General features: G+C 45.6%; 7 protein-coding genes and 1 pseudogene. 4 read left to right on the top strand and 4 right to left on the bottom strand.

Annotation, left to right across the window (positions count from 1 at the left end; all coding sequences use genetic code 11):
* Window positions 1–1041, bottom strand: a 1041-nt coding sequence (rocD, locus tag ACEW8S_RS03810; protein ID WP_373516856.1) for an ornithine--oxo-acid transaminase, incomplete at its 3' end; no start/stop codon positions are given.
* A 145-nt stretch (window positions 1042–1186) separates the two neighbouring features.
* Here rocD and rlmD point away from each other — a divergent pair.
* The 3 genes from rlmD to ACEW8S_RS03795 are packed head-to-tail and all read left to right on the top strand — an operon-like array spanning window position 1187 to window position 4013.
* Window positions 1187–2596, top strand: a complete 1410-nt coding sequence (gene rlmD, locus ACEW8S_RS03805; protein WP_373516854.1) for a 23S rRNA (uracil(1939)-C(5))-methyltransferase RlmD — start codon at window positions 1187–1189, stop codon at window positions 2594–2596.
* A gap of 27 nt (window positions 2597–2623) precedes the next feature.
* Window positions 2624–3112: a DUF6452 family protein gene (locus tag ACEW8S_RS03800; RefSeq protein ID WP_373516853.1), complete on the top strand. Its 489-nt coding sequence runs from the start codon at window positions 2624–2626 to the stop codon at window positions 3110–3112.
* The gene (locus ACEW8S_RS03795) at window positions 3093–4013 is read left to right on the top strand and encodes a DUF6048 family protein (RefSeq protein ID WP_373516852.1); all 921 of its coding nucleotides are present in this window, start codon (window positions 3093–3095) and stop codon (window positions 4011–4013) included. The genes ACEW8S_RS03800 and ACEW8S_RS03795 overlap by 20 nt, the downstream gene beginning before the upstream one ends.
* Before the next feature lie 92 nt (window positions 4014–4105).
* Here the strand turns inward: ACEW8S_RS03795 and ACEW8S_RS03790 are convergent, their stop codons facing one another.
* Window positions 4106–5263: a class I SAM-dependent RNA methyltransferase gene (locus ACEW8S_RS03790; RefSeq protein ID WP_373516855.1), complete on the bottom strand. Its 1158-nt coding sequence runs from the start codon at window positions 5261–5263 to the stop codon at window positions 4106–4108.
* Between the two features lie 291 nt (window positions 5264–5554).
* Here ACEW8S_RS03790 and ACEW8S_RS03785 point away from each other — a divergent pair, with 291 nt between their 5' ends.
* On the top strand, window positions 5555–6226 hold the full coding sequence (locus ACEW8S_RS03785) for a ZIP family metal transporter (protein WP_373516851.1): 672 nt from the start codon (window positions 5555–5557) through the stop codon (window positions 6224–6226).
* Here ACEW8S_RS03785 and ACEW8S_RS03780 read toward each other — a convergent pair.
* Both ACEW8S_RS03780 and ACEW8S_RS03775 read right to left on the bottom strand, forming a co-directional pair.
* Window positions 6192–7598 carry a putative oxidoreductase C-terminal domain-containing protein gene (locus tag ACEW8S_RS03780; RefSeq protein WP_373516850.1) on the bottom strand — a complete coding sequence of 469 codons (1407 nt, stop codon included), beginning with the start codon at window positions 7596–7598 and terminating at the stop codon, window positions 6192–6194. The two genes, ACEW8S_RS03785 and ACEW8S_RS03780, sit on opposite strands and share 35 nt — an antisense overlap.
* A gap of 107 nt (window positions 7599–7705) precedes the next feature.
* Window positions 7706–8432: pseudogene (locus ACEW8S_RS03775) on the bottom strand (gfo/Idh/MocA family oxidoreductase); the annotation flags it as partial.

The following is an 8432-nucleotide window of genomic DNA, read 5'->3' as shown; positions in this document are numbered from 1 at the left end:
TGGGATAAAATTGTTCAGTTCTTCCCGAAAGAGTTCCCCGAGTTCAAAGGCATTTTGGGCGAGCTTTTCATCCTTTACGACTTCCAAAGCCGCCATACCTACAGCGGCGGCAACGGGATTGCCCCCGAACGTACTGCCATGATTGCCGGGACGGATGACATCCATAATCGCGTCGTTCGCCAATACGGCGGATACGGGATAGGCACCTCCTGAAAGGGCTTTTCCCAAAATCAAGATGTCCGGTTTCACCTCAGGTGTTCCGCTACAGTGTTTATCGGGACACGAACAGTTACCGCAAGTGGCCAACAAGCGACCGGTTCTGGCAATGCCTGTTTGCACCTCATCGGCAATGAACAATACGTTATGCTTTTCACAAAGGTCTTTTGCGGATTTCAGGTAGCCATCCGAAGGCACAAAAACGCCTGCTTCGCCCTGGATGGGTTCCACGAGAAATCCTGCAATGTTCTTATTGTTCTCCAGTGCCTCTTCCAAGGCGTTTAGGTTGTCATATTCTATTTTCAGGAAGCCTTCCGCATAGGGACCAAAATTTTTATGGGCCACAGGGTCGTTAGAAAAGGATATAATGGTGGTGGTACGGCCATGAAAATTATTCTTACAGACCACGATCAGCGCCTTGTTTTCGGGGATGCCCTTTTTCTCATAGGCCCATTTTCGACAGATCTTTAGCGCGGTCTCCACGGCTTCCGCACCGGTATTCATGGGCAGCAACTTGTCAAAATGGAAGGTTTCGGTCGCGTACTTCTCGAATTGGCCGAGCCTATCGTTGTAAAATGCCCTAGAGGTCAAGGTCAAAGTCCGTGCCTGCTCCGTCATCGCACCAACGATTTTCGGATGGCAATGTCCTTGATTCACTGCCGAGTAAGCAGAAAGAAAATCGTAATATTTTTTGCCTTCCACATCCCATACGTACACGCCCTCTCCCCTGTTCAAAACCACGGGTAACGGGTGGTAGTTATGTGCTCCGTGTTTATCTTCCAACGCGATCGCATCTTCAGAATTAATCTGTTCTAAACCTGACATCATAAAATTACTTTAAAGTAAAACTTCAGTAATTCCTTCTATACCTTTATCCTTTCGAAGCTTCGAAAATTCAGCGTAGGAGAGAAATCATCCTTGTGCACCGCAAAATTACGGAAAAACGAAAGAAACATCCTATTTTTGCCCCATGCGAAAAAAACAGCGACGACAGGTATTTGAGAAGGTAGCCGTAATCGACGCGGGGGCGAAAGGAAAAACAGTCGGAAAAGCTCCGGATGGCCGGGTCATTTTCTTGACCAACACCGTGCCGGGCGATGTGGTGGACGTAATGACTACTAAAAAACGGAAGTCTTATTTCGAGGGGGTCGCTACGCACTTCCATTCCCTTTCCAACAAACGTGTCGAACCGGAATGCCAACATTTCGGGGTGTGCGGCGGCTGCAAATGGCAAGATATGGGCTACGAACACCAGTTGTTTTATAAGCAGAAGGAAGTGGAAAACAACCTAAGGCGCATTGGGCACCTAGAACTTCCCGAAGTTTCGCCTATCATAGGTTCCGAAAAACAGTATTTTTACCGGAACAAGATGGAATTTTCCTTTTCGGATAGCCGTTGGTTGACTTTGGATGAAATACGATCCGACAAAGCCGTTACGGACAAAGCTGCCCTCGGTTTCCATATTCCCGGGATGTGGGATAAAATTCTGGACATCAAAAAATGTCATCTCCAACAAGACCCGTCGAATGCCATCCGCCTAGAAACTAGGAATTTCGCCATTGACAATGACCTATCCTTTTTCAACCCGAGGCATCAACATGGATTGCTACGTACCTTGATGATACGTACGACATCCACAGGGGAGATCATGGTCATGGTACAATTTTTTGAGGATGATACAGCGAAACGGGATATCCTATTAAATCATCTGCAGGAAAAATTCCCTGAAATCACATCCTTGGTATATGTCATCAACCAAAAGGCAAATGATACCATTTACGATCAAGAAATCATTTGCCATTCCGGACGGGACCATATTTTTGAGGAAATGGAGGGACTCCGGTTTAAAATTAATGCCAAATCCTTCTACCAGACGAATTCCGACCAGGCCTATGAACTTTATAAAGTAACACGGGATTTTGCCGGCCTGAACGGTGACGAACTCGTTTATGATCTGTACACCGGTACAGGCACAATCGCCCAGTTCATCGCCAAAAAAGCTAAAAAAGTTGTAGGCATCGAATCGGTACCGGAAGCGATCGCCGACGCCAAGGCAAATGCAGAAAACAACGGGATAAGGAATGCGGAGTTTTTTGTTGGGGACATGAAAAACGTTTTTAATGCGGACTTCATCCAAGCCAACGGAACTCCCGACGTGCTGATTACCGATCCACCGAGGGAAGGCATGCACAAGAACGTAGTACAGCAGATTCTGGACATATGCCCCAAAAAAGTGGTCTACGTAAGCTGCAATAGCGCGACCCAAGCCCGCGACCTGGAACTGATGGCAGCTTTTTATACGGTGACCAAAGTACAGCCCGTAGATATGTTTCCCCAGACCCATCATGTCGAAAATGTCGTACTTTTGGAGCGTAGGTAAATCAAAACGCGATAACGTAGCCCTTTAATGAGCAAACTTAAAGTCCCCCTTATCATTCTGCTTGGCATTCTCGCATTTTCCGCATGCGAAAAAGATGATATCTGTATCGATGCCGATACGCCGCGGTTGGTCATCCGATTTTACGATGCGATGGATACCACACTGTCCAAAGACGTGCAGAACTTGGTTGTAATTGGGGTAGATGATTTAGGACTTCGGGATACGATTCCCAATGCCGCATTGGATTCTATTGTACTGCCTTTGCGCCCAAACAACACCAGTACTACCTTCACTCTTTCCCGCCAGACCAGCATAACCGATATCAATATCGATACCCTTCGTTTGGTTTACGATCCGAAAGAAGTGTTCGCATCACGTGCTTGCGGCTATATTGTCAACTACGATTCGTTACAAGCGACCGTGCAGCAAGACGACAGCCTTTGGATACAGCAAATTATCATCGACAGATCCCTAATTGAAAACTCAGCAACGACCCATGTCAAGATACTGCATTAGCCTATTTTTTATTTTGGGCTGTGCATCGGGGTATGCGCAAGACCGGCCGATAGACCTCAATCGAAAGGATACGGTCGTACGCAATCAGCCCTATGGACTGCGGGCCGGTATCGATATGAGCCGTATTCTCGTATCTTTTTTAGAGGATAATTATACCGGTCTTGAAATCGTAGGCGATTACCGGTTGACCCATAAACTATATGTTGCTGCCGAATTGGGCAACGAAAAAAAAACCATCGGGGTAGGGCTGGGCAATGAAGTGGAAAGTGTCGAAGGTGAACTTTACAACTTTACGGCTGCTGGTAGTTATCTGAAGGCAGGCATAGATTATAATACCTACGGTAACTGGTACGGAGAACAGAACATGATCTTTATAGGGGGCCGCTTCGCCTACAGCACTTTTAGTCAGACGGTCAACGATTATAAAATATTCGACACCGATCGGTATTGGAACCCCGATGATTTCGGGTTTGGTTCAAAGCAGGAATTGGAATTTAAGGGACTCCACGCCGCATGGCTCGAATTCGTAGTGGGCATCAAGGCGGAAATGGTCAAAAACCTCTATTTCGGGGCGAGTGTAAGGTTGGGTATTTTGGTCAGCAATAAAGACCCGGAAAATTTTCAAAACCAGTTCATTCCCGGCTTTAATAAAGTCACCGAGGGCAGTAAATTTGGGGTAGGCTATAATTATTCGATCACCTATCTTATTCCCTTGTACAAAAAAGCGAATGCGCCCAAAGAGAAAAAGAAAGAGGAAGCTGCCCCTCCGGCTGAAGATGTTCCTAGCGATGAAAACCCTATCGAAGATGGCCCTAATGATGAAACTCCCATCGATCAAATCCCTAGCGATGAAAATCTTAACGATGCTGATGGCGTGCCCAAAAATGACAATGGCATTTAGGGAAATACAAGGCATAGTTGGTCAAAGATCATAAGTGCTATTGCCTATCGTATTTCAGCTGGCCAGAAAGGTCTTACATTCTTTTCGCAACCCTAACTTTGGTGTTTCGCTTTCTTGCTACCCTCGTACATAACGTATTTCACTAAGCGGGATTCCAAATGACTGTTGAATACTTTTATTTTTTTGGACGTCCGCAATCCCACATACTTCAAGGCCTCGAGATTGGAGGTGATAAACCAAGCCTCCGTACCCGGATAGTTTTGTTTTAGCGTGTCGCCTATTGAGGCGTAGAATTCCTCCATATCGAGGCTGAGCCTTTCCCCGTAGGGTGGATTGAAGACCATGTGCAGTTTATTTTCCGTAAACTTTTCGGTCTTGAAGAAGTTTTTACGTTCTATGGTGATGTACTCCGATAGGTTTGCATTTTCGATATTATCCTGCGCCTTGCGTACCGCGGAAGGAGCCTTATCGTATCCGACAATTTTATGATGGAATTCCCTAGCCCTGTTCAAACTGACTTCCAAAATCTTATCATAAAGGTCTTGATCGAAATCGTGCCATTTTTCAAAGGCGAATCCCTTGCGATTGATATTTGAGGGAATGTTACAGGCAATCATTGCCGCTTCGGTCAAAAACGTACCGCTACCGCACATGGGGTCTAAAAAATCACATTGACCGTCCCATCCGCTGAGCAAAAGCAATCCCGCTGCCAGTACTTCGTTTATCGGTGCAATATTGGTGGCCGTTCGGTAGCCTCTGTGGTGCAAAGACCTACCGGAGCTATCCAAGGAAATCGTACAAAACTCGGTGTTGATATGGACGTTGATCCGCACATCGGGATCCTTTACATCCACATCGGGGCGACTACCGTCCATATCCCTGAACTTATCGACGATGGCATCCTTCACCTTTTGGGAAACATAGAGTGAATGGGTGAAATTATCGGAGTTTACGGTGGTATCGATAGCAAAAGTGGTATCAACGGATAGAAATTCCGACCATTCCATCGCATAGATTTTTTTGTAGAGTTCATCCTCGTTGCGTACCGAAAAAGTATGAATGGGCTTTATGATCTTAATGGCCGTCCGCAGACATAGGTTGGCCTTGTACATAAACCCTGTATCACCCTCAAAAGTGACGCTACGAATGCCTTCGGTCACGTTCGCACAACCCAGATTTCGGATTTCCTTGGCTAAGATTTCCTCGAAACCGAACATGGTCTTGGCGACCATCTTAAAATTATTGTTCATACCCTGCTTTAGAATTCCGTCAAAAATACAGTATTTTAGCCCCATCGGAAGAAAATTCCAAGAGACTAAGTCCTCTTTGTCAGGGCAAGCGCCGTCAACAATGCCAGGTCGAGCATAGTCAAGAATGTCAGGTCGAGCGCAGTCGAGACCTAAATTGGCGCCCAAAATCTTAAAATTCTCGACCTTGGATTATCTCGAGCTTATCCGAAAGTCTAGAAAATATAGATGTTGCTTTGCTCCGATTTCGTGAAGTTAGTACTTGTTTTTTATCCATTTACCCTAGACTACCCAATGAACTACCTGCTACTAATATTTGCCGTTCTTCTAAGTTTTGCCTTCGTATTTATCACCAGACCGAAGAACAAAAACCATTTCAAGCTTCTTTTAGCTTTTAGCGGTGCTTTTTTGCTGGCTTTGACCGTTTTCGAACTGTTACCCGAGGTCTACGAAAAAGCAGATGCCAAGACCGTCGGCGTTTTTGTGATGTTAGGCATATTGCTACAGATTTTTTTGGAATTCTTTTCCAAGGGCGCCGAACATGGGCATGTCCATTTAGATGAAGGAAAGACCGATCTACCGCTACTCTTGTTCGCCAGCCTATGTGTACACTCCCTTTTGGAAGGTTTTCCCATAGAAAAGCATAGTACCATCCTATATGGCGTATTGATCCACAAAATACCTATAGCCCTTATCTTAAGTATTTTTTTGTTGAACTCAAAAATCAAATTTGGGAAAGCCTTACTCTTTATTATCGGCTTCTCATTAATGACGCCACTTGGAAGCTACATCGCCGCACATTCGGATTTTGCCGAAACGTACTATGTGCCCATTACGGCATTGGTCATTGGGGTCTTTCTGCATATTTCGACGGTCATACTCTTTGAGACTTCGGAAGGGCATCAGTTCAATCTCCGGAAAATTGTAGTGATTATTTTGGGGATCGCGATGGCGTATTTGTTGTGAGAGCCATCTTATACCCTTCAATAGTCGTAAAATACTTGGCCATCATATTCGGCACCTCCCATTCGGGAAGTTTTCCGGCCTCTAAATACTTCAGAAAGTTCTCCGTTACCTGGCCGAAATGGGCCTCATGGCCTACTTTGAACGCTTCAGGGATTTTGATTTTAATCAGGGTGTCGGATACTTTTTCCATGGTTGTTCCTGGAAACTTTTGGGCGACTGCGTTTTTTAGGGCATCTTGTAATGCTGGCTCCAAACTTTCATTTCCATTGTTGGACTCAATATATAATACTGGCTGATAGTTTTCTTCCGCCCCCTGTTTGATGATCAGGTTGCTCTTGGTACCCCGCATGATACTGTAATGTGTATCGCCGGTGCCCTCCGGTGCTTCATAATTCCAGATTACGGAAACCTTGGCGTATTTGTCCTTAATTTTGTAGACCATTTCGCCATTGGAGTACACATATAATTTGTTGTCTTTGATATCTTTCTTTAAATAATCGGGATAGGCCTCCAAACCCGTTACTTTTTGGAATTCTTCCTTGGTCAAAACGGTAGGCCAACGTTTGGCCTCGACCATATCAATATCCGTTGAATCGATAATCTCATCCGGAAAGGCTTCCCATTGCACCATATCCACCAAATGCGTGGTGACGTCTACAATACCCTCGCCTTCTTCGTTGACATCAAAAAACCAAGGGGGACGCACCAGCGGATTTCCGGATACATATTTAAAAAAATGATGCACGCTCTCTTTGACAATGGCGGGCTCATCAGCACTGCCTTCGACCAATTCCCCAAAAACATCGGGCAAGGTCGAAAACAACTTTTGCAAAGCGGTCGTAGATTCAAAACGTTCCGTCATGATGTCGTAAATCAAGACCCCCTTTTGATCAGCAATTCGGAAAGCCTCCTTTAACTTCTCAAAGCCTTTGGGATTGATTACCAAGGGTTTGTCGGCATACACGTTTAAACCTGCTTTAACGGCTTCTAATATGTAGTCGATTTTCTTGGAATTCTTTCCAGCTATGACCATCACCGTCCCGGGCTTTTCGGCTATCATTTTCTCTGCAAAATCGTCACCAAAATAGGATTCGATATTCCAAGCTGCCGGAGAATCTTCCCGCTTGTTGTATTGCTCGATTTTGTTCAAAAAATCCTTTACTTCCGGACCTTCGGGGGCAAAAACGTATATAGTGGAGTCGACCTGCGGATACATGGTCTTATGCACCAAGGCCGCATGAAAATGGCCGGGATCCAAAGTCATTAGTTTGACCTGGGAGGTCGTTTCTTCGTTCGCCATTTTTTCGGACTGCTTTTTTTCTCCACAGGATAAACAGAGAAGGGTAAATAACAAAAGAATAGTGTTTTTCATTTGGATTTCGGTGCTTGGCCCCTCGACTGCGCTCGGGGGTGACATTTTCGACCGCCACTGTCTGCCGGCGGAGAAGGCTCGGGATCACATCAAGGAATCTTTTAGAGTTAAACCTTCACATTATCGGTACCGTACGGCTTGCGCTGACTACGATGCAATAAAGCGTTGGCCTCATCGTCGTTGATGAACATCTCCTTCTCAGGATCCCATTCGAAATTACGGGGGAATTGCATGGCTATATCGCTGATCAAGCAAGTAACACAGGCTTTATGTCCCTTTTCGATAGGTGATATTGGCGCCTTTCGGGTCTTGATACACTCTAGCCAGTTGCCATGCTGGTCATCGATTTTATACAGATGGGTCTCGTTTTCAGCGATTTTGGATGCCAATATTTTTGGATCGGAAGCATTTAAGGCCATATTACTTTTTTCTTTGTCCACCGGATCGGTAGCCGATGCCTGATAATCGCCACGGGAAACAAAGATCCATCCATCTTCGCCAATATATTTTATTCCGTTGGGATAGCCTCCACTCGTGTAGACCGTCATACCATTTGCATACTGGTGCTTTACGAAAAAGTCGCCGTGTACGTTCCAAAGTCCAGATTTCGGAAATTCCGCCAAGGCCTCCACGGATATCGGACCCGTCAGTTCGGTATCCATCCCCCAGGCGGCGGAATCGTAGTGATGCTGTCCCCATCCCGTTATCATTCCTGCGCCATAGCTTCTTTTACGAAGCCATCCCGGTCTGCTATAGTTGTTTTGAGGATGTACACCAATTTCGGTATAGGGCACTTCAGGCGTCGAGCCCAGCCACATATCGAAATTCAAATTG

Source organism: Pricia sp. (assembly GCF_041745955.1).
GTDB lineage: Bacteria > Bacteroidota > Bacteroidia > Flavobacteriales > Flavobacteriaceae > Pricia.
The sequence above is the reverse complement of the archived record's forward strand: the minus strand, read 5'-3'. Positions and strand labels throughout refer to the sequence as shown.